The organism is Sorangium sp. So ce295 (assembly GCF_051527405.1).
Taxonomy (GTDB): Bacteria; Myxococcota_A; Polyangia; order Polyangiales; family Polyangiaceae; genus Sorangium; species Sorangium cellulosum_B.
Genome location: NZ_CP150324.1, coordinates 13,602,348 through 13,622,690 on the forward strand (window position 1 = coordinate 13,602,348; position 20,343 = coordinate 13,622,690).

11 protein-coding genes are annotated in these 20,343 nt (G+C 71.4%); 3 read left to right on the top strand and 8 right to left on the bottom strand.

Annotated elements, in window-relative coordinates:
- Nucleotides 1-81: 81 nt before the first annotated feature.
- The 7 genes from tssC to WMF11_RS51505 all read right to left on the bottom strand — a co-directional run bounded on the left by tssC (nucleotide 82) and on the right by WMF11_RS51505 (nucleotide 10,045).
- Complete coding sequence (gene tssC, locus WMF11_RS51475; protein WP_437975990.1) at nucleotides 82-1,569, bottom strand: type VI secretion system contractile sheath large subunit; 1,488 nt, start codon at nucleotides 1,567-1,569, stop codon at nucleotides 82-84.
- Between the two features lie 32 nt (nucleotides 1,570-1,601).
- Nucleotides 1,602-2,108 carry a type VI secretion system contractile sheath small subunit gene (tssB, locus tag WMF11_RS51480; protein WP_437906354.1) on the bottom strand — a complete coding sequence of 169 codons (507 nt, stop codon included), beginning with the start codon at nucleotides 2,106-2,108 and terminating at the stop codon, nucleotides 1,602-1,604.
- 134 nt (nucleotides 2,109-2,242) lie between these two features.
- Nucleotides 2,243-3,295: a type VI secretion system protein TssA gene (gene tssA, locus WMF11_RS51485; RefSeq protein WP_437975991.1), complete on the bottom strand. Its 1,053-nt coding sequence runs from the start codon at nucleotides 3,293-3,295 to the stop codon at nucleotides 2,243-2,245.
- Nucleotides 3,296-3,323: 28 nt separating this feature from the next.
- Nucleotides 3,324-7,331 carry a type VI secretion system protein gene (locus tag WMF11_RS51490; protein ID WP_437975992.1) on the bottom strand — a complete coding sequence of 1,336 codons (4,008 nt, stop codon included), beginning with the start codon at nucleotides 7,329-7,331 and terminating at the stop codon, nucleotides 3,324-3,326.
- Complete coding sequence (locus tag WMF11_RS51495) at nucleotides 7,328-8,104, bottom strand: DotU family type IV/VI secretion system protein (RefSeq protein ID WP_012241953.1); 777 nt, start codon at nucleotides 8,102-8,104, stop codon at nucleotides 7,328-7,330. Before WMF11_RS51495 ends, WMF11_RS51490 begins: the two co-directional genes overlap by 4 nt.
- Before the next feature lie 20 nt (nucleotides 8,105-8,124).
- A complete protein-coding gene (gene tssK, locus WMF11_RS51500; protein ID WP_437714903.1) occupies nucleotides 8,125-9,468 on the bottom strand; it encodes a type VI secretion system baseplate subunit TssK in 1,344 nt (447 codons plus the stop codon).
- A gap of 79 nt (nucleotides 9,469-9,547) precedes the next feature.
- A complete protein-coding gene (locus WMF11_RS51505) occupies nucleotides 9,548-10,045 on the bottom strand; it encodes a type VI secretion protein (RefSeq protein ID WP_437714904.1) in 498 nt (165 codons plus the stop codon).
- Nucleotides 10,046-10,701: 656 nt separating this feature from the next.
- Between WMF11_RS51505 and WMF11_RS51510 the strand changes: the two genes are divergently transcribed.
- The 3 genes from WMF11_RS51510 (at nucleotide 10,702) to WMF11_RS51520 (ending at nucleotide 17,773) form a co-directional block, all read left to right on the top strand.
- Nucleotides 10,702-11,643: a hypothetical protein gene (locus WMF11_RS51510; protein ID WP_437975993.1), complete on the top strand. Its 942-nt coding sequence runs from the start codon at nucleotides 10,702-10,704 to the stop codon at nucleotides 11,641-11,643.
- Complete coding sequence (locus WMF11_RS51515) at nucleotides 11,637-16,559, top strand: MopE-related protein (protein WP_437979417.1); 4,923 nt, start codon at nucleotides 11,637-11,639, stop codon at nucleotides 16,557-16,559. Before WMF11_RS51510 ends, WMF11_RS51515 begins: the two co-directional genes overlap by 7 nt.
- Before the next feature lie 377 nt (nucleotides 16,560-16,936).
- Nucleotides 16,937-17,773: a Uma2 family endonuclease gene (locus WMF11_RS51520; protein WP_437975994.1), complete on the top strand. Its 837-nt coding sequence runs from the start codon at nucleotides 16,937-16,939 to the stop codon at nucleotides 17,771-17,773.
- Between the two features lie 96 nt (nucleotides 17,774-17,869).
- Here the strand turns inward: WMF11_RS51520 and WMF11_RS51525 are convergent, their stop codons facing one another.
- The gene (locus tag WMF11_RS51525) at nucleotides 17,870-20,278 is read right to left on the bottom strand and encodes a hypothetical protein (RefSeq protein ID WP_437975995.1); all 2,409 of its coding nucleotides are present in this window, start codon (nucleotides 20,276-20,278) and stop codon (nucleotides 17,870-17,872) included.
- Nucleotides 20,279-20,343 lie beyond the last annotated feature (65 nt).

A 20,343-nucleotide genomic window follows, 5' to 3' on the forward strand; every position in this document is an offset into this window, starting at 1 on the left:
CCTGCGCGCGGCGGCACCCCACCGCGTGGCGCCGCCGCGAGCGCGGCGATCTGCTACGTACGCGGCGCGCGCCGCTCCTCGTCACGCCGCAGGCGGCGGCAGCTCCGCGACGAGCCGCATCGAGACCGTGAGCTCGTTCAGCTGGAAGTGCGGCTTCAGGAACACCACCGCGCGGTACGCGCCCGGCTTGCCGGGGACCTCGGAGACGTCGACCCGCGCCTCGCGCAGCGGCAGCCGGGCCTTGGTCTCCTGGCCGGCGCTGTCGTTGAGGAGCACGTAGTCGGCGATCCAGTTGTTGAGGTAGTTGGAGACGCCTTCCTGCGAGCTGAAGCTCCCGATCTTGTCGCGCATGAGCACCTTGACGTAGTGCGCGAACCGGGACGCAGCGAGGATGTAAGGGAGCTGCGCGCTCAGCCGGGCGTTCGCGTTCGCCTGCGGCAGGTTGTACGCCTTCGGCTTGTTCGCGGTGCTGCCGCCGAAGAAGGCCGCCTGCGCGCTCCCCTTCTTGTAGCAGAGCCCGATGAAGCCGAGCTCCGACAGCTCGTTCTCGCGCCGGTCGGTGATGGCGACCTCGGTCGGGATCTTGGCGACGATATCCCCCTCGCTCGTCTTGAAGGTGTGCAGCGGGAGGTTCTCGACGAGACCGCCGCCCTCGACGCCGCGGATCGCGGCGCACCAGCCATAGAGCGCGAAGGCGTTCGTGATCCGCTGCGCGAGCGCGTACGCCGCGTTCCCCCAGAGGAAGTTCCCGTCGCCCTCGCCGACCTGCTCCTCGTAATTGAACCCCTCGACCGGGACGCCCTTCGGCCCGTACGGCAGGCGCATGAGCACGTGCGGAAGGACCAGCCCGACATAGCGCGAGTCCTCCGTCTCGCGGAACTCGCGCCACTTGATGAGCTGCGTGCTCTCGAAGACCTTCGCGAGGTCGCCGGGCACGCCGATCTGGGTGAAGCTCGGCATGTCGAAGAGCTCGGGCGACGCCGCCGCGATGAACGGCGCGTGCGCCGCGGCCGCCACCTTGGAGAGCTCCGTGAGGAGGGAGACGTCGGGGTTCGTGCCATCGAACTCGTAGTCGCCGACGAGCATGCCATACGGCGCGCCCCCGAAGGTGCCGTACTCCTCCTCGTAGACCTTCTTGAAGACCGCGCTCCGGTCGAAGTCCGCCGCGGCCTCGAAGTCCTTGCGCAGCTCGTCCTTCTTCACGTTGAGCACGCGCAGCTTCAGCCGCGTCGAGGTCTCGGTGTTCATGACGAGGTAGTTCAGCCCGCGCCAGCGCGCCTCCACCCGCTGGAACTCCTTGTGGTGCAGGATGGCGTCGAGCTGCGCGCTGATGCGCGCGTCGATCTCGGCGATGCGCGCCTCGATGGCCGCCACCGTGTCGCTCCCGACCTTCACCTTCTCGTCGAGGACCTGGTTCACGAACTCATCGATGAGATCGCGCGCGTGCTTTCGTTGCGGCTCCGCGGCGCCGCGGACCATCCCCTGCGCGAGGATCTGGTCGATGAGGCTCATCTCCTCGGCCGGCGCTGCCGCCGCCGAGCCGACCGCTTGGGTGCTCTCTTCCGCCATGGCTCTCTCCCTTCCCGTCCTAAGATCGCGGCTCAGCCGCCCCGGCCCTTCTCGAGCTCCTGCTTGAGCGTCTCGAGCTTCTTCGTGTCCTCGACGACCTGCTTGAGCATCCCGCTCAGATCGTCGTTGCCCTCGAGCTTCGCGAGCAGATCGTTCAGCCGCTCCCGCGCGCGGAGCAGCGCGCGCAGCGGCTCTACCTGCTCGACGAGCTGCTCGGGCCGGAAGTCATCCATGCTCTTGAAGGAGAGGCTGACCTTCAGCTTGCCGCCCTCGTCCGTGAGCTTGTTGTCGACGAGGCACGTGGCCTCGGGCGCCACCGCGGCGAGGACCTCATTGAAGTTGTCGCGATCGATCTCCACGAACTTGCGGTCCTTGAGCTTCGGCCGCGGCGCCTCGGAGGTGCCGGACAGGTCGCTCATGATCCCGACGACGAACGGGATCTCCTTCTTCTCGATCGCGCCGCCGGTCTCGACGTCGTAGGTGATCTGCACCCGAGGCGGGCGGTTCCTGCTCAGCCATTGTTGCTTGCTCTCTGCCATGGTCGTTCCTTTCTCCCGCGGCCTCGGTCGAGCGTGCATCTCGCGCGGACGCTCTCCCCGGGGCCAATCCACCCTCGCGCGGCCGGGCCGGGGACCGATCGGCGGATCGGGCCGGCGCCGGTGGTCTCATGAGATCATCCGGCGTCGCCCTCCTCCCGGCCGCGCATGCCGAGCAGCCGGTAGATCGCGACGAGGTCGTCGGCGCTCGACACGAACTCGCCGAGCAGCTCCGCGAGCGACATGTTCCCCCAGGAGATCGCGCGCTTCACGAGGTACGGGACGGGGCTGTGCGGCTCCGTGCGAAGGAGGTAGTCGGCCGCCTCGTTGAGCCGGCGATACGCCTCCACCCGGCTCTGGATCGCCAGGCCCGGACCCCGCGCGGGCGCCGGGTCCTCCGCGCTCTGCGCCGGGGGCTCTCCCGCGGCGGGCGCCGGCGCGTCGTCAGCGGGCTCGCCGAGGGCGGACGCCGTCGCGGCGCCGAGCAGGCGCAGCGCGCCGCGGGTCCGGTGGAGGACCGGGGGGCGGTCCATCCTCGCCGCGAGGCTCCGCTCCAGCGCCTCGGCCGCGGACAGGGCGGCGCGCGCGTCGCGCTGGAGCGCTGTCCATCGCGAGCGATCGACGAGGGAGAGCCGCGCCGCGAGGGGCTCGGCCGAACGCGCGCCCTCGGCCGGGCTGCCGCCGTCCATCCGGCCGCTCTCCCAGTCGGCGAGCGTGCAGGGGGGGCGGTCGTCGCTGCCTTCGAGGAGCGGGACCATCCGGAGCCGCCGCGCGAGCGCCTCGTCGAGCCAGCCGACGAGGTCGCCGCGCGCCTCGAGGCCGTCGTCGTCGAGCGCCGGGAACATCGCGTCCCAGTAGCGATCGCAGAGCCCCGCGATCAGCCGGAGCCCCGGCGCCGCCGCGCCGATCCCGCCGATCTGCGCCCACGCGTCCGTGAGCCAGGCGGCGATCTGCAGGTCCTTGGAGCGCCGCGCGAGCGCCTCGGCGCAGAGCTCGGCCACGAGCCTCCAGTCCGCCGTCTTGAGGCGCGTCGCCCACACGCCCTGCGGCAGCGTCGGATCGTCCTCGCGCCGGGCCTCGCGGACGCGATCGTAGGTGCCCTCGTAGCGCAGCGGCGCCCCGGCGGGCGCTGCCTGCGAGATGGGCGCGAGGAGGCGCTCGATGTCGATTGCGATGGTGCGTTCTGCCATGCGTGCCTCGTTCGTCGCTGCTGCCGCGCTACTCGCTGTCGAGCACCGGAGCGGTCGTCGGGAAATCGGGGTACTTGAGCTGCTTGTCCTTCTCCTTGCCGACGAGGCCGAGCCGCACGAACACCCGGGCCGAGCCGCCGGTCGTGCCGGCCCGCTCCAGCCAGCCGCCGGCGGGATCGGGGATCGTGAACACGACGAGCTGGAGGATGTTGGCGACGGCGTCCTCCTTCTTCAGCTCCGCCTCCTCCGCGGCGTGCGTGTGCGTCGCGATGAGCCGGAGGAGCGCCCAGGGGCCGCTCGCCTCGAAGGTCGCCGTCCGCTCCTTCGCGACCGCGCCGGCGTTCTGCTCGACCGACGGGACGTCGGGGCTGTTCTTCGCCCACCGGAGCGTGAGCTGGACCGGGTCGCCGAGCCGCCAGGTGGCGGTCGGCTTCGGCCCGCCCAGGAACAGCCGCTCCTCGGCGATCCGCAGGCTCCACTCGGCGATCTGGTTGCCCGCCACCTCGCGCGCCTGGTTGACGCGGAAGGTGGTCGTGACGTCGAAGGAGCCATCCATCGTCGCGTCCCCCTGCGCCCACATCGGCGCGAGGAACTCGCGCACCTTCTCCATGCGGTCGAGGAAGCGCACGACGTCGCGGGCGGCGGCGCCGCCGCGCAGCGACAGCACGGGCCGGAAGCGCTTGCGGAAGTCGCTCGCGCTCTGAAGGAAGAGCCGGACGTCATCGGGGTTCGCGTCCTCCCGTTCGACGCCCGGCTCGAGCCGCGCGAAGGGGAAGCGGTCCGCGAGCGAGCGGTGGAACGAGCGGCGGAGGCTCGGGTATTTCGTGCGGATCTCCTCCGTGGCGAGCGTGGCGCACCGATCGCGGAGCAGGACGAGGATGCGCCGGCGCCGCCTGGCGAAGTAGTCGTCCGAGCGCACGTCGACCGGCACGCGCTCGATCTGCGCGATGCAGTTCTCGAACGTGACCGTGGGCAGGTCGTTGAGGAGGAAGCGCTCCAGGGCGGCGACGCTGTTGCCGGCCTTCTTCCCCTCGTAATCGCGGAGCGCCCCGACGATGTGTTGCCACGGCGCCATGCCGTTGACGGACCGGGCATCGGCCGCGACCTCGGCGCTCTCCAGCAAGCCGAGGACGGGCTCGGCGAGCGCGCGGGTCAGGGCGTCGGCCCGGCCCCGCTGCGCCACCGCGTACTCCGCGAGCTGCGCCCCGTCGCCGTCGGCGAGGCCGAACGCCTCGAACGCCGGGCTGCGCTCGCCGTTCCACCAGAGGAACGTCCCGTTCTTGACCTCGTAGAGCCCGTCGGCCTCGAGCGTCCGGCTGGCGAGGGTGAGCAGGTACGCGCCCTGGCCGCGCACGAGCGCGCGGACGCGATCGCGCACCTCCTCCAGCCCGAGGCGCCCCGCGGCCGCCAGGATCTCCCGCAGCGGCTCGCTCGCGAGCGCGAGGGTGCCGACGTCGGCGCGCACCGTCTCGACGCGGCGCGACTCGCTCGGAGGCGGGGCCATCTCCCGGCGCGCGGCCTTGCCCACCGCGGCGAGGACGTTGTCCCGCAGGTTGCGCAGGGCGAGCTCCCCGAGCGTGCCCCGCACCTTCTCCGGGAACCTCTTGAGCCCCTCCTCCTGCGCGAACGCCTCGTACTCCTTGAGGCGCTTCGCGCCCTCCTTGAGCTCCTCGACGTTCCAGCTCAGGCGCGCGTCGTCGAGGGTCGCCGGCAGCGGATCCACGTTGTCGACGGGCTCCATGAAGCGCTGGCGCAGGAGCGCGGTCGAGGGCTCCTTCAGGGCGGCGACGAAGGGCGAGAGCTGGAGCTGCACCTCGCCCTCCTTGCGCACGAGCAGCGGCCCCGAGAGCGCTGTCTCTGCGCCCCCGAGGTAGCTCTTCAGGAGCAGGAGCCGCCCCTCGCCGTCGTCTTTCACCAGGCCGTAGGCCGGATCGCCGAGCAGCTTCAAGGTGCGGACCGCCGCGAGCAGGCGATCGAGCGCGGCGTTCGGCGGGAGCTTGTCGGCCGCGACCCAGGAGAGGGTGGGCGCGGCGAGCCGCGCCTCGGTGCGCGCGATCGCGTCGTGCAGCGCGGCGAGGCTCGCGGACCGGTACTCGGGGCCGCCGCGCTCGAGCTCCTTCAGCCCCCGGACGAGCGCGTCGACGTCCGCGCGCAGCGCGGCCTCGTCGAGCGTCCGCGAGATGCGCTGGTAGAGCTGGCTGAAGAGGCGATCGGACCGGGCGCGCGCCGGATCGCGGTACGCGTCGAGGCCGAAGGGCGCGAGGGGCGGGATGGCGAGGAGCGCGCGCCGCTGGTAGGCCGTCGTGCGCGCGGGCGGGAGCCTGTGCTGGAGGACGGATTCGGTCAGATCGGCCACGCTCTGGACGCGCGCGTCGCCGGCCTCGGCCGTGGGATCCTTCGGCGGTCCGGCCACGAGCGTCTCGAAGCGCGCCACCTGCCCCTCGAACGCGGCCGCCTCGCGCAGCCAGGCCTCGAGCGCGACGTACTCCGGCGTGCGCTCCAACGTGGCCGCGGCGATCTCCGCGCCCGCGGGGGGCAGCGCGGGGGGCTCGCCGAACAGCGGGCCCGTCCTCGCGTGGAGGCCGACGCGGAAGGCGTCGAGGATCACCCGCTCGTAGGCGCTCGCGATCGCCTGCTCGATCCGCGCGTCGATGCCGCTCAGCCACGATCCGGGCACGAGCGCGGAGCGGAGCCGCGTGCCCTCGATCGCGCTCAGCCCCTGGAGCAGGCGGACGGATCGCTCCGCGCGCACCGCGCCCGAGGGGTCGGCGCTGGGGTCCTCGAGCTTCATGTGGCGCAGGCTCGCCGCCAGGTCGCTCAGGAAGGGGAGCAGCGACGCGGCGTGGCGCTCCAGGCGGTTGCTCTCGAGGCCGAGGAAGACGCTGTAGAGGAGCGCGAGCGCGACGGTGGCGATCCTCAGCGCCCGCACGACGCGCTGCCGCCGCTGCAGCGTGAGGCGGGTCGGGCGCGCCAGGCAGGCCTCGGCGATCACCTTCCTCTCGAGGAGATCCCGCGCGAAGAGCGCCCGTCGCCCGGCCGGCCGCTCCGATGGCGTCGCGGGCTGCGCGGGCTCGGCCTGCGCCAGCGGCTCCAGGCCGACCCAGGACAGGCTCCGGACCGCGACGGGCTCGCCGCCATCGTCCGGGCGGAGGAGGTCCTCCAGCGACCGCCTCAGGGGCTCGCGCAGCGCGAGGAGCGCGTCCGGAAAGAGGAAGTACGCCTCGACGCCCGTCACGAACGGCCGGTCCGCCGCGAGGCGGCGCGCTTGCATCGCGGAGAGCGCTGCGCCGACGCTGCCGAGCGCCTCGTCGACGAGGCCCGCGGTGCTTGCGACCCAGGCGGCGCCCGGCTGCGCCCAGCCGAGCGTCGCCTGGCGGAGATCGAGGTCGAGCTCGTGCGCGAAGCGGTCGAACCCGTCGAGCCGGTCGCTCTGCGTGATCGCGAGGTGGACGGGGACCTGCATCCCGAGGTGCTGCTGCGCCTCGTCGAGCCGCTGGCGCAGGTGGGCGATCTCCCGTTGCTGGGCCGGCGCCGCGCCGTCGCTGTCGAGCAGGTCGCGGGCGGAGAGCGCGACGAGGATCCCGTCGACGGGCCGATCGGAGCGCGCGCGCCGCATCGCCTCGAGGACGGCGCGGAAGCCGGACGCGTGCGGCGCCCCGCCGCCCTGCGGCTCGTTCGCGAGCAGCCGCCCCGCCGGCTCGACGAAGATCGCCCGCTCGAAGAGCCACACCTGGCATATCGACGGATCGCCCAGCGAGCGCGCGGTCGTCCCGGAGCGCGGCGTGAGCCCGGCGCCGGCGAGCAGCGTGGATTTGCCGGCGCCGGCGGCGCCGAGCACGAGGAAGCACGGGATCTCGTCGGGCGACGCCCTGAGCGCCGCGCGCGCCGCGGTGAAGAGCCGCGCCATCTCGCGCTCGAGATCGCCGATCGGCGCGGCGCCTGCCGCGGGGCGCCGGCGGCGCGCGCGGAGGAACAGCGCCAGCCCGACGAGCGCGGCGACGAGCAGCGCGAGGGCGATCGCGAGGGGCCAGCTCACGGCGCGCCCTCGATCCGGTCGAGCTCCTCGACCACGCGATCGACGCGGTACAGCCAGACCCCCTGCGCGGCGAGCGCCAGCAAGCCCGCGACGACGGCGAGCGGAACGACGCCGGCGCGCAGCGACGGCAGCCGGCTCCGCGACGAGCCGCCGAGGGTGTGCGCGTGGGCCTGGGGGCAGAGCTCGGTGAGCCCGGTGGCCAGGGTGGGATCGACGCGCTGGAGGTGGAGCGCCAGGTCCTGCCGGTACCGCTCGGGCTTGTCGCGCAGGCCGAGCGCGCGGTATTTGCCCTGGAAGCCGAGCGCGAGGGCGGCGAGGTAGACGAGCAGCAGCGCGGAGGGGGCCGCGTCGTGTCCGGAGAGCACGTCGTCGAGCTTGCGGAAGATGCGCTCGCCGGAGACGTAGGTGTGGAAGATGTGCGCCTCCAGCGGGCGCTCCGCCCATGCGTACCGCCCGTCCCATTCGGCCTGGAGGAGGAGCTCATCGGCCATGGCGGCCATCACGTACTGGGCGTCGTCGTAGGCCCGGAGCTCGTGTTTGGTGAGCTTGCGGCCGAGCGAGACGGCCTGGGTCTCCAGGAAGTCGACGAGGCGCTGCCGCACCGTCTCGATGCCTGGCGCGAGCCCTCCGTGCGCGAGGGTGACGAGCTGTCGCTGCCGCACGACCTCGGCGTAGAACGCATGGAAGGCGTCGAGCAGGAGCGTGCTCCCCGCGAGCGCCTGCACGGGGCTCCCCTGGAGAGGGGCCGGGGCCTCCCGTCGTGGCGTCTCCACGGTGGCTGTGGCTCCTGCCGTCATGCTCGCTCGTCGGTCGCTTTCACGTACAGGACGAGCTCTGCAGGCCCGGCGGCCGCGGAGGGATCTCCCGTGTTGAAGATGAGGAGCGGCTCGCCGAGATCGAGGTATGGGCTCGACGGCTCGAGCTCGAAGAGCACGGTCCCTGCGGGCGCGATCAGATCCCCGTGGCGATCGACGCGCCGCCGTCCGGCGCCGAGCACGCGGCTCTGCTGCATCTCGCGCGCGCGGCGCGCCGAGCCGATGAGCGCGCCCTCGACCCAGCTCACGACGTCCTTTTCCTGCGCCCCGCGGCGGCCGCGCACGGCGACGAGCACGGGCCGCCCGGCGAAGCGCCGCTGGAACTCCACCTGGTAGCGCCCATCGCCGAAGTCGAAGGGGTGAGCCGTGAACGACTCCAGGATGCCCTCGTCGACGAGGCGGAAGACGTGGTCGCGCGCGGTGCTGAAGGTGACCCGCAGATCGTCGTGCTGGTAAGCGGGCAGGACGGGCGGGACCGGCATGCGGGCGAGGGCAGCGAGGTGGCCGACGAGGGAGGAGAGCGCGAGGTAGAGGGCGTAGGGGTGAGATCTGCCCGTGCCGAGCACGACCTCGAAGGGGGGCAAGGCGGTGACGAGGGCGTGGATTTGCCGGCGCAGCTCCTCGAGCACGTCTCGCTCCTTGCTGCGAGAATGCGCGCTGAGCCTGTCGGCGAGCCGCAGCGCCTTTTCACGCAGCCGCGCGGTGATCTGGCCGCACATCGCGCCGAGCGGCGAGGTGAGGGGGACGGTCATGCTTGGCGGCAGGTACTCGGTGCGCACGAACGCCTCCCCTTCGCGCCGCAGCTCCGCGACGGGCAGGCACACGAAGCGGGCCGGCGGCGCGGCCGCGACGAGCAGGCGCGCCACCGGGACGAGGCGCGGAATCGGGAGCGGCTCTTCTCCCGTGTTGTCGTCCGGGACCGGCGCTCCTTCGATCGAGCGATAGCGGGCGAGATCGCCGCCGGTCGCGGCGCCGCCGAGGTGCTCCTTGGGAACGGCGAGGTACGCGGTGAGGGGGCCTGCCGCGAGCTCGGCGGCGTGGGGCTTGAGGTCGACCTGGAGCTCGGGATCGCGCGCGGTGTGATGGACGACGAGGTGATCGGGGAGCACGGCCTCGACCTCGAGGACGCGCAGCGTGCCGCTCGCGAGCAGCCCGGCGTCGATCTCGAGGTGGTGGACCCCGTAATGGAACGGGTGGAGCTGCCCGAGGTGGTAATCGAGGAGGCGCTCGGAGCGCCGCGCGGCCTCCTGGAAGTGCTGCGGCGAGAGCAGCATGCCGTCGTGCCACTGGACGGCGGCGGGGACTTCCGCGGGGCGTCTCATGCGTGAGCTCTCCTGGCGAGGCGTGGCTGCCTGGCAGCGTGGCTGTCCGTGGCGCGGCGCGTCGGGAGCTTGCCCGCGGTCATCGGTTCTGCTCCAGGGCTTCGAGGGTGGTCACGGCGAAGTCGCCGTCCTGCAGCTCGATCCGGATCCGCTGCTGGGAGCCGAGGCGGATGCGGTGGGATCCGGGCGCGCGGTAATTGGCGAACACGAGCGGCTTCGCGTTTCGGGGGATCTCCACCACGACGGGAGGCGGCGTGTACCCGGGCACGAACTCCCATTCCCACTCCGTGAACGCGTCTCCGCCAGGGAAATCACGCCGGAGCTGATCCCTTTGCTCGTACCACTGCTTCGCCGACATCTCGGCGAGGCGCTCGAACAGTTTCGTGTCATAGACGGCGAGGAGCGTGACAGGGATCGGGGAGTTCTGGTTCGCCAGCGCGGCGATGCGGATCTCGAGAAGAAGGCGAGTAGCGACCACCCCGCCCCCGCAACCCATAAGCGCGCAGGCCGCCAGCAGGGCCCCGAGGATGCGGCGGAGCGAACTCCGGCGCCCCCGGACGCCGGTCGGGTACGGCATGGAAGCGATGGTAACTGGGGGCGCGCGGCGCATGGAAATAAACTGCAGAGGCCGGTGAAGCGGCCGATGCGGGCGAGGCGCTCGCCCGATTGCTGCAACGAGCCATGAGCGCCGCGTCGAACGACACGGCGCCGGCTGGTTCGGTGCTGCGCGCGCGGAATGCTTCAGGCGCACTGGCAACGAGTCCGACACACGAATTACCTCTTCTTGTCGAGATGTTCATGTGTGCAGGGCCGGCGCGGTGTGCCGGGGTCTGAGGAATCTGAGGAAGGAACGACCTCGGAGGGGCTCGCAGGAGAGGAGACGGGCTCGGTCTCGCGCCGCGCGAGCCGGCGGCTATGGGGCTCGTGACCGCGCACTATTCCGTTGGCCCGCGCTAGGCACCCACGTAAGATGCAGCGGGGACTTGGTTGTGGAGGAGATGCCGGCTGCGCACGACGGGCGCGGAGGCGCCATGACCTTCATGCCACCTCGATGGAGCACCTGAGATGTCCGCTTCGACCTGCGCGGGGTCCGACCAACTCTCCTCTTCGCCGCGTCGTTCACTCGGCTGTCGGTCTGGCAGCTGGGCGGCGGCGGTCCTGCTGGGGTGCGCGCTGCTGGGGTCGACGGCGCCGGCCAGCGCGAGCGATCCAGAGCAGCTCTTCGAGAAAGGGATGGCAGACCTTCAGGCCGGTCGTCACGACGCGGCGTGTCCTCTGCTTCGCAAGAGCTATCGGCTGGAGAAGCGGCCCCGGACGCTGTTTCATCTTGCCGAGTGCGAGGAGCGGGCGGGGCGCATCGCCACGGCGGCGCTGCACTACGATGAATACCTCGACGCGCTCGAGCGCCTGTCCCCTCCGGAGCAGCAGGACGAGGCGGCGCGGCAGAAGCTCGCGCTGGAGAGGCGGGAGCGGCTCGACGCCGATATCCCCCGGGTGACGTTCCGGCTGCCGGAGGCGGCGCCGAAGGGGACGAAGGTGACGCGGTCGTCGAAGGCGAGCCCGGACGCGGTGCCGGTGGTGCTCGGGGTGCCGATGCCGGTCGATCCGGGAGAGCAGTGGGTGAGGACCGAGCCGCCCGGGGGGCCGCCGCGGGACAGGCGGTTCTTCGTGAACCGGAAAGAGCGCCTGACGATCGATCTGACGGTGGCGCAGCCCGGCGATGAGGCGAAGACGGTGCGATATAGCCGGCCGCTCGAGCCTGTGCCGGTGTTGCTGCCGCCCGCCGTCGACGACGGCATGTCGGGGTGGAGGCTCGGCGGGTACATCGCGGCGGGGGTGCTGGGGCTCGGCGGGATAGCAACCAGCGTGGCGACGGGCGTGGTGGCGGCGGGGCAGAAGGATACGATCACGACGAACTGCGCGGGCGGCTTCTGCAATGAGAAGGGCGAGGGCGCCGCGGATCGTGCCGCCACGATGGGCGTGGTGAGCACGATGGCGCTACCTATCGGTCTCGTCGGCGTTGCGGGGGTGGTGTTGCTCCTCGTGACGGAGCCTGAACGTGTGCGGCTCGGCAGAGCGAACGGCCCTACGATCGTGAGGCGTTCTACGCCCGTGATCCTCGTGGGCGCGTCAGGACGGTCCGAAGGCTACGTGGGGGCGACGTGGACATGGTGATTCGCGCGTACTGGCGATTCGCTGCGGGCCTGGTGCTCGTCTTCGGTGTGCTGAGCTGCACGGCGGTGCTCGGCATCGACACCGACTACGGTGACAACCCGTGCAACGGCGGAGCGCCGCTTCCCCCGCTCCAGTGCGGGGTCGGCGCCTGCCACCTCCTCGTGCCCGCCTGCGACGAGAAGGGCCTGCCGGACGCCTGTGGCCCCCAGGCGGGGATGAATGACGAGACCCCGAACGGCATCGACGACAACTGCGACGGCGTCGTCGATGAGGGGTCGGCCTGCGAGGCGGGCCAAAGGCAGGAGTGCTATGGCGGATCGCCGCTCACGCGCGGCGTAGGGCTCTGCCACACAGGCATCCAGGAGTGCGCGAACAACGTCTGGGGGGACTGCGTTGGCGATCTCCTGCCCTCCGAGGAGATCTGCGACGAGCGCGACAACGACTGTGACGGCGCCGTGGATGAAGGGTGCGAGTGCGCGCCCGGACAGGAGCAATTCTGCTACGGCGGCAGGGAATCGACGCTCGGGGTGGGGAGCTGCAAGCAGGGCAAGCAGACGTGCGACGGCGGCGCCTGGGGCGACTGCAAGGGCGACGCGCTCCCTGGGATCGATGAGTGCAACGGGTTTGACGAGGACTGCGATGGGGTGCCGGACGACTCGTGCGATTGCGTCGACGGAAACACCCAGAGCTGTCATCCAGACCCGGCGGTGGCAGGTGTTGGCGAGTGCGCGACGGGCACGCAGGTGTGCGACGCTGGGACGTGGGGGCCGTGCAAGGGATATGCCCTGCCCAGGCCCGAGATATGCAACCTGGGGGACGACAACTGCAACGAGGAGATCGACGAAGGCGATCTGGGCGAGGGGCTGCCCTGCTCGGTGTCCGGCGTGCTCGGTCCCTGCCGCAACGGTATCACGGTGTGCGGTCCAAAGGGCCTCGACTGCCAGCAGACCATCTTCGCGGCGGCGGAGCAATGCAACGGGGTGGACGACGACTGCAACGGCCTCCCCGACGATGGCAACCCCGGCGGCGGAGAGCAGTGCTTGATCACCGAGAACCCGGAGCTCAGGGGCGCCTGCGCGGTCGGGGTCAAGACCTGCGAGGGCGGTGAGCTCAAGTGCCGCCAGGTGAACCTCCCCGTGCTCGAGGGGTGCGATCGCGTCGATAACGACTGCAACGGCATCATCGACAACGGCAATCTCTGCTGTCTCGACACCGTGCTCAACGGCGCCGAGTCGGACGCTGACTGCGGAGGGGTGTGCGGGGCGACGTGCGCGCCGGGGAAGAGGTGCAACCAGGACTCCGACTGCGAGAGCCTCGTCTGCGAGAGCGGCACGTGCCGCGCGGCGACGTGCAACGACAGGCGGAGGAACGGCAGCGAGGCGGACATCGACTGTGGTGGCAGCTGCCCGATCGCCTGCGCCATCGGTCAGTCGTGCGACATTCCGCGCGACTGCGGGAGCCTCGTCTGCGCGAGCCACGTGTGCATCTCGCCTGGCTGCGACGACGACGTGCGGAACGGCGGCGAGACCGACACCGACTGCGGCGGGGCAGGCTGCGCGAGCTGCGATGACGGCAGGGCTTGCGTCCTTGACCGGGATTGCAGGAGCTCTCGATGCAGTAACTCCATCTGCCAGGTATCGAGCTGTACGGACAGGGTGCGGAACGGGAGCGAGACCGACACCGACTGCGGGGGAGAGAGCTCATGTCCACGATGCACCAGCGGCGCACGGTGCCTCTCGGGGAGGGACTGCCTGAGCAGCGTGTGCGTCGAGCAGACCTGCGCAGAGCCGACCTGCGCCGACCTCGTCCGCAATGGCACTGAGGCGGACATCGACTGTGGCGGCCCGTGCTCGGTGAAGTGCGCCGTCGGTCAGCGCTGCGTCGGGAACGGTGACTGCGCGAGCAATGTCTGCACGGACGGCTTCTGCGCGCAGAAGGGGCCCGGTGTTCGGTGCGAGAACGCTGGCGAGTGTGCTTCGGGGAACTGCGTCGACGGGTTCTGCTGCGATTCGGACTGTGCCGGCCTGTGCATGGCATGCAGCAACGCGAAGAAAGGTCGGGGAGAGAACGGCCGCTGCGAGCCCATCACGCCCATGGCGGACCCGGACAACGAGTGCTCCGACGCAGGGCGCAACTCCTGCGGCACGAACGGGTTCTGCGACGGCGGAGGGCGGTGCCAGCTCTATCCGGTGGGCACGACGTGCGGCGAGCCCGCATGCACGGCGGACCTGTCGGGCGCCTCCCGCGCACCGCTCTGCAACGGCGCGGGCGACTGTGCTGAGGCGGGCACCACGGACTGCGGGAACGCCGTCTGCTTTGCGGGGGCCTGTCAGCACGATTGCTCGCGGGTGGGCGATGCGGGCTGCTCCACGACGGCCTATTGCAACGGGCTGACCTGCGTCGCGAAGAAGGTCAACGGCACGACGTGCGGCGCAGCGAGGGAGTGCCTGAGTGGGATCTGCGTGGACGGCGTGTGCTGCGATCTTCCGTGCAACGGGGCGTGCGAGGCCTGTACCGCGGCGAGGAAGGGGCCGGGTGGTGGTCCTGACGGCGCCTGCGGGCTCATCGGGGCTGGGCGTGACCCGGACAACGAGTGTGCTTACCAGGCGCCGACGACCTGCGGCACGACCGGCTTCTGCAGCGGCTTCGGTCGATGTGAATTCCATGCCGGTGGAACGACGTGCGCATCGGCGAGATGCAGCGCAGACGGGCTGACGGCGTTCAGCCCTGGCCTCTGCGACGGCGACGGCGCGTGCGTGGACGGCGCCGGTGCGAGCTGCGGAAACTACCGCTGCTCAGCCGGCGCCTGCCTGGAGCGGTGCGGGCGTATCGAGGACTGTGCGCCGACCGCGTACTGCGACGGCGAGCGCTGCGTGACGAAGGAGGACGAGGGGCAGCAGTGCTCGCGCGCGAGCGACTGCGCGAGCGGGCACTGCGTCGACGGCGTCTGCTGCGATACCGCTTGCACGGGAACCTGTCAGGCCTGCTCTGCCGACAAGAAGCGCTACGGCCGAAACGGCCAGTGCGCGAGCGTTCTCATGGGCGAAGATCCTGACAACGAATGCGCGGCGCAGTCCGAGTCCACCTGTGGGATGACCGGCGTGTGCAGCGGGGAGGACTCGTGTCAGCTGCATCCGACGGGTACGGTGTGCCGCGGCGCGAGCTGCGCGGCGGACGGCGTCACCTTGAATCAGGCGGATACCTGCGATGGCCAGGGGCGGTGCGTCGATGCGCCCTCGGCGAGCTGCGGGCCGATGGCCTGCGTCGGCGCGACGTGCTCGACGACGCTCATGGCCAACGGTGGTCCGTGCGCCGACGGGGTCGAGTGCGCGAGCGGGCACTGCGTCGATGGGGTCTGCTGCAATACGGCATGCGGTGGCGGCGACGACGGCGATTGCCAGGTATGTGACCTGAGTGGGAGCTTGGGGACGTGCTCCACCGTCCCGCGCGATACAGTGTGTCGAGCGTTGGCGGGGACGTGCGACGTGGTGGAGACGTGCGATGGCACGAACACGGCCTGCCCGCGAGACGTAGTGAGTGCGGCGGGAGCGGAGTGCAGGGAGGCAAGGGCGGGGGGGTGCGACGTCGCGGAGAGCTGCAATGGAGTGAGCGGCGTGTGTCCTGATGACGCTCACATGTCCGACATGACGCCATGCGGGAACTATGTGTGCATGGCCGGCAATTGCGCGACGAGCTGCACGAGCGATTCCGAGTGCGCGCCGGGGGCGCTCTGCACGCTGTCCAACGACGGAACGCGGCGCATCTGCTCGCGGCACACGGTGCTCATCCTGGGTAGGCGCAGCACGAACCAGGGGGACACCGTCTCGCTCGTCGGCGCTCACTTCCATCCCGGAGGAAGTTGGACCGCGGCGGCGCTGAGCGGTGCATCGACCGGGTCGCCGCCGGCGTTGACGCTGAACGTCGCGGAAGGGATCGGGCTGGTGCGAGACTCCCAGCTTGAGGGGGCGGCCCCGTTGCGCTACACGCGGTGGTCATACGAGACCGAGACGTGGTCGCCCTTCGCGGCTCCGCTGGGCACCGAGCTAATGACGACAGGCGCGCCGGTGCTCAGCTCGCTCGGGACACGGACAAGTGCGGCATACTTCGAGGACGTGACGGGGATGCCCGATCCGCTGGACAACTACTTCTATCTCCAGTTCGCGGGAGGTAGCTGGTCGGCAGCACCCGAGACGGCGGCTTCCGTCGAGTCCCCGGGGGTGAACGAGATCGGGTTCGGTCTCGCGGTGCTGCCTCAGACAGAGCGTCCATGGATGGCCTTCCCCGTCAATGCGCCGAGCGCCGGACGGGCATTTGAGCGGACCGGGATGAACTCGTGGGTTGATAGAGGAACGCCGGACCTCAGTGGCATGGGCGGGACGCCGCCCTCGTCGGTCGCGATGATCGCCACGAGCAGCGAAGACCTGCTCATGGTCGTCGTCGTCGGGAATCAGATATTCTGGACAACGCGCAACGGGGCGACGAACTGGGGGACACCAGTCCGACTTGGCTCCGCGACGACGGCGGCCCCGGTCGCGCTCGCAGCGTTGCCTGGAGGCGACGCCGCGCTCGCCTACCGAGCCGGCGAGGGCGAGCCGGCTGGGCACTTGCGTACGAGCTTCTACCGCCGGAATGCAAACACCTGGTCTCCGTCCGCGCCACTGCCGTTCGTCGACTCCGGTGGCAACCCGTTTCGCATCGTGGGCTCACCGGCGATCGCCCGAGGCACCGGTAGGGGGCCCGGCTTCGAAGCCGTTGTCGAGCTCGCCTATGTGAGCCAGAATTCCGCACGCATCGAGCATACGCGCTGTACAGCGCTGGGGGTGGGCAACACCGGTTGCACGGACTGGACGATTCCCGTTCGAGTCGACACCAGCCGCAGTGGGTTCACCTCCGTCGCGATCGCCAGCATGCCTTGAGCTCAAGCGGTGTCCGGCAGTGGTACCCACGTGGGCGGCTGCGAGCTGCTCCTGCGGCTCAATCGAGCAGATCGAGCTGGCGCGAGACCCGCCCCGCTCGGCTCACTCCGCCCTCGTCGCCATCGCTTCGTCCTTCGCGACGGGAACCGTCGCCGGCCCCGCGCCGACGCTCCCGATGGCGTCGGTCGGTGGCTCACGACGCGACGACGCATTTTCCGAAATCACCCGCCCCGCCCGCCCGGAACTCCTTAACAGAGACACCCCGCAGCGCGGCCCCTTCCGCGCCGGGGGGAGGTGTTCCCATGACCGCACCCAGGATTCCGCCGACCTCGCCCGCCGCGCCGCGCGCCCCCAGCCCCGTGCTACCTTCTGGGCCGATGCCGCCGTCTCTCCGCGTGATCCGCCGCTCCGAGGTCGTCCCGGACCTCGAGCGCTGGGTGCTGACGGAGGAGACGGTGCCCGAGTCCAGCCCCCACGATCTGTTGAGCGAGCGCATCCGCGGCTTGTTGCTCGGCTGGGCAGCCCGTGCCGAGCGCACCGTGAAGATAGGCCGCAACCTCGCCGTCCGCTGGGACCGCAAGCACCCGCAGCTCGGGGTCGACCCGGACGTCTACGTCGTCGAGCCGCCGCCCCCGGAGGGGGACGCGGTGCGCAGCCTGAGGCTCTGGAAGACGGGCCATGTCGCGCCGCGGCTCTCCGTGGAGATCGTCAGCGCGCAGCACCCGACGAAGGACTACGTCATCGCGCCGCAGAAGTATGCGGCTTGCGGGGTCGAGGAGCTGTGGATCCTCGACCCGTTCCACGAGGGCCCGCGCGCCCACGGCGGCCCGTTCCGCATCCAGATCTGGCGCCGCGTGGACGACGCCATGTTCGTGCAGGTGCATGCCGGCGAGGGGCCCGCATGGTCGGAGCTCCTCCGGGGGTGGCTTCACGCCGCGCGGACGCCGGCCGGCGCGTCGTTCGACCTCAGCACCGACGAGGCCGGCGCGGAGCGCTGGTTGACCCCGGAAGAGGCAGAGCGCTCCGCCAAGGAAGCTGCCCGCCGGGAGGCGGCGCGCGCCCAGCGCAAGGCCGAAGCCGCGCAGCGCAAGGCCGAAGCCGCGCAGCGGGACGCCGAGGCCGCGCAGCGGGACGCCGAGGCCGAGCGCGCGGCCCGCGAGGCCGCCGAGCGGCGCATCCGGGAGCTCGAGGCGCTGCTCGCCCGCGCTCGGTAGCGCTGCGCCCTCGCCCTGTCTCCGTCCGGCCGTCACGAGCTGCGCCAGCACGACGCGTGCGACGACCGCCTCAGCCCCCGACCTGCGCTCTCAAGCTCAGCCCTCCGGCTTCCCCTCGGCCGAGAGGTCGATCTCCGAAAGCCTCCCCACGAGCGGATCCTCGCTCCCGATCTGCTGAAACGCGCCCGGATCGCTCTTTTCGAGCGCCGAGAGGAGCTGCGCCAGCCCGCGCTGCGATCCGTAGTAGTTCGACAGCTCGTGGTCCTCCTCGGTGATGCAGGCGCGCACCGCGCTGCGGGAGATCTGCGGGAGCCGCAGCGCCTTGAGCGCCATCGACCACAGGCCGTCGATGCGGTTCTGGTCCGCGGGGAACTCCAGAAGGCCAGCCATCGTGAGCAGCATCGCGCAGCGCTGTCCCCTCGGCGTGGACAGGGCCCCTCCGCCGGAGAGGTGGCCGAGATCGAAGGCGCGGCGCATGGCGTCGGCCGCGCAGAGCAGGCGCTTCAGCTCCTTGGCCGCGTGGCTCAGGTGGCTGTGGAACATGACCTCGACCGAGAGGCCGCCGAGCGCCTCGTTGCTCTGCTGAAAGCGGGTGACGGCCGGGAGCCGACCGAGATCCTGCTGCACGGCGCCGCCCGTGGGCACGTCGTGGGGCGGCTCGCGGTGGCTGAAGAAGCCCCCCGACTGGAAGGCATAATAGAGCTCGCTCTGGCCCGCGAGCCCCGCCCAGATGTCCGAGTACTGCGCGACGCGATTGAGGCTGCCCGCCGCCCAGTTGAGGCCCGCCGCGCCGTCGCCGCCGATCTGAGACGCGCTCACCCCCGGGTCGCGCGGCGTCATCGAGGCCTCGATGTCCTCGGCGATGTCCGCGAGCTGGAAGTCGAGGAAGCCGTCGTAGTAGTCCGCGCGCCCGTCCCGGTTCACGTCGGAGTAGCGGGCGACGACGAGCGGGTGCGAGGGCCCGACGAACTGCGAGAACCCGGCGATCTGCGCCTGCGGGTGGGGCCACTGCGCCTTCCGGAGGCGCGCGTCGAGCTCGGCGTGCGACGCGCGCTTGCTCATCCCGCGCAGCGCGGCGACGAAGCAGTCGACCCCCTCGGACGAGGTGACCACCCCGTCCGATCCGGCCCTGAAATACGTCGAGTCCCACGAAGAGTAGATGTCCGCGTCCGGGAACATCTGGGAGACGGCAAAGCGCGTGGTGAGCCCCGCGCACTGCGAGTTCATCATCAGCTTGTACCCTTCCTGCTTCACCTGCACCGCGGCCGCGCGGAGGTCGAAGGCGCCGAGCTGGGCGTGCCGGTTGATGAGCACCCCGATGAAGAACGCCATCCCCATCTCGAGGTTCTCGTCGCGCGGGGTCGCGGCGCGGGCGAAGACGCGGATGGGCTCGCCGGCGGGCGTCTTGAAGGGGGCCTCGAAGGCGCGGTAAGGGCTCCAGCCGTTCGGCGACGGGGGCGCCTCGGGCGGGAGGGCGATCTCCTTGAAGCCGTGGGTCGACACGAGGATGTTGCACTCGCCCTCGTGGAACTCCGAGGCGCCGCACATCGCGAGGTTCCACGGTCCCGTGAGCTCGTCGTACGGCGGCGCCTCGCGGAGCAGCCCGCGGACGAGCCCTCGGGCTCGGTCCTGCTGGGCCGCCGTGAGCCCCGGGGCGCGCAGCTGGAGCAGGTGGATCGCGTGCGCGCGCAGCGCCGGCCGGGCCGTCTCGTCGCCCGCCTCCCTCTCGATGAGCGCGAGGATCTCCTCGGCGGCGCGCTCCGCGACCGGCGCGAAGCCGCGGTCGTCCAGCGACGTCGCGATGAGGTGCGAGAGGACGGTCGTCGCCGCCGAGCGCAGGGTCGCCGCGGCGGTCGGATCGCGCCTCGCCTCCTCGCCGCCCACGGCCGCGATCTCGAGCGCCGCGCGCGCCTGATCCAGCAGCGCCGCGCCCCGGCGCGCCGAGAGCCGCTCCTTGCGCACCGGCTCCTCCGGGTGGAACGCGCTCGGCGGGAAGAGCTGCGTGAGGGTGCTCGTCCGGCGCGACGAGATCCACCGGGCCGCGGTGACGAGGGCATCGCGGGCGGCGGGCCCGTCGGGGCCGAGGGTCGGGCTCGCGCTGAACACGCCGGCGGGCAGGAGCCAGAGCGGCGCGGCGCCCTCGCGCCCCGCGTTCAGGTCGATCGGCGCCGCCTGCGACGCCACGCCCGGATCCGGCACGACCTCGACGTTGGAGACGGCGACGGCGCGCAGCCGCCGGCGCACGGGCGAGTGGCCGGGAAACACGATGAGCACCGCCCTGCCTTCGCCCTCCCGGAGCGCCGTAAGGCTGTCCCCGGGGACCGGCGCCGAGAGCGAGATGGCATAATCGCTGTCGCTCATCGCGACCGCGAGCAGGTGAATGCCTGGCGCGGACTTTCGCTCCTCGAAGGCGGAGGACGCGGCTGGCCCGACGGCATCCACGGTGCCAGGCAGGTCGACGAACCCTCGGGGCGAACGGATCCGGACGATGACATCGCTGGGCATGACGCTCTCCTGAGGTGCGGGAGCGTCGCCGCGTTCAAGATCCCGGCGCAACAGGAATCCGCGCC

What these genes read in the sequence shown, in the direction of transcription:
- tssB (WP_437906354.1), bottom strand. Translation starts at nt 2,108, where the DNA reads ATGGCAGAGAGCAAGCAACAATGGCTGAGCAGGAACCGCCCGCCTCGG.
- WMF11_RS51515 (WP_437979417.1), top strand. Translation starts at nt 11,637, where the DNA reads ATGGTGATTCGCGCGTACTGGCGATTCGCTGCGGGCCTGGTGCTCGTC.
- tssA (WP_437975991.1), bottom strand. Translation starts at nt 3,295, where the DNA reads ATGGCAGAACGCACCATCGCAATCGACATCGAGCGCCTCCTCGCGCCC.
- WMF11_RS51525 (WP_437975995.1), bottom strand. Translation starts at nt 20,278, where the DNA reads ATGCCCAGCGATGTCATCGTCCGGATCCGTTCGCCCCGAGGGTTCGTC.
- WMF11_RS51510 (WP_437975993.1), top strand. Translation starts at nt 10,702, where the DNA reads ATGGCAGACCTTCAGGCCGGTCGTCACGACGCGGCGTGTCCTCTGCTT.
- tssC (WP_437975990.1), bottom strand. Translation starts at nt 1,569, where the DNA reads ATGGCGGAAGAGAGCACCCAAGCGGTCGGCTCGGCGGCGGCAGCGCCG.
- WMF11_RS51520 (WP_437975994.1), top strand. Translation starts at nt 16,937, where the DNA reads ATGCCGCCGTCTCTCCGCGTGATCCGCCGCTCCGAGGTCGTCCCGGAC.
- WMF11_RS51505 (WP_437714904.1), bottom strand. Translation starts at nt 10,045, where the DNA reads ATGCCGTACCCGACCGGCGTCCGGGGGCGCCGGAGTTCGCTCCGCCGC.
- tssK (WP_437714903.1), bottom strand. Translation starts at nt 9,468, where the DNA reads ATGAGACGCCCCGCGGAAGTCCCCGCCGCCGTCCAGTGGCACGACGGC.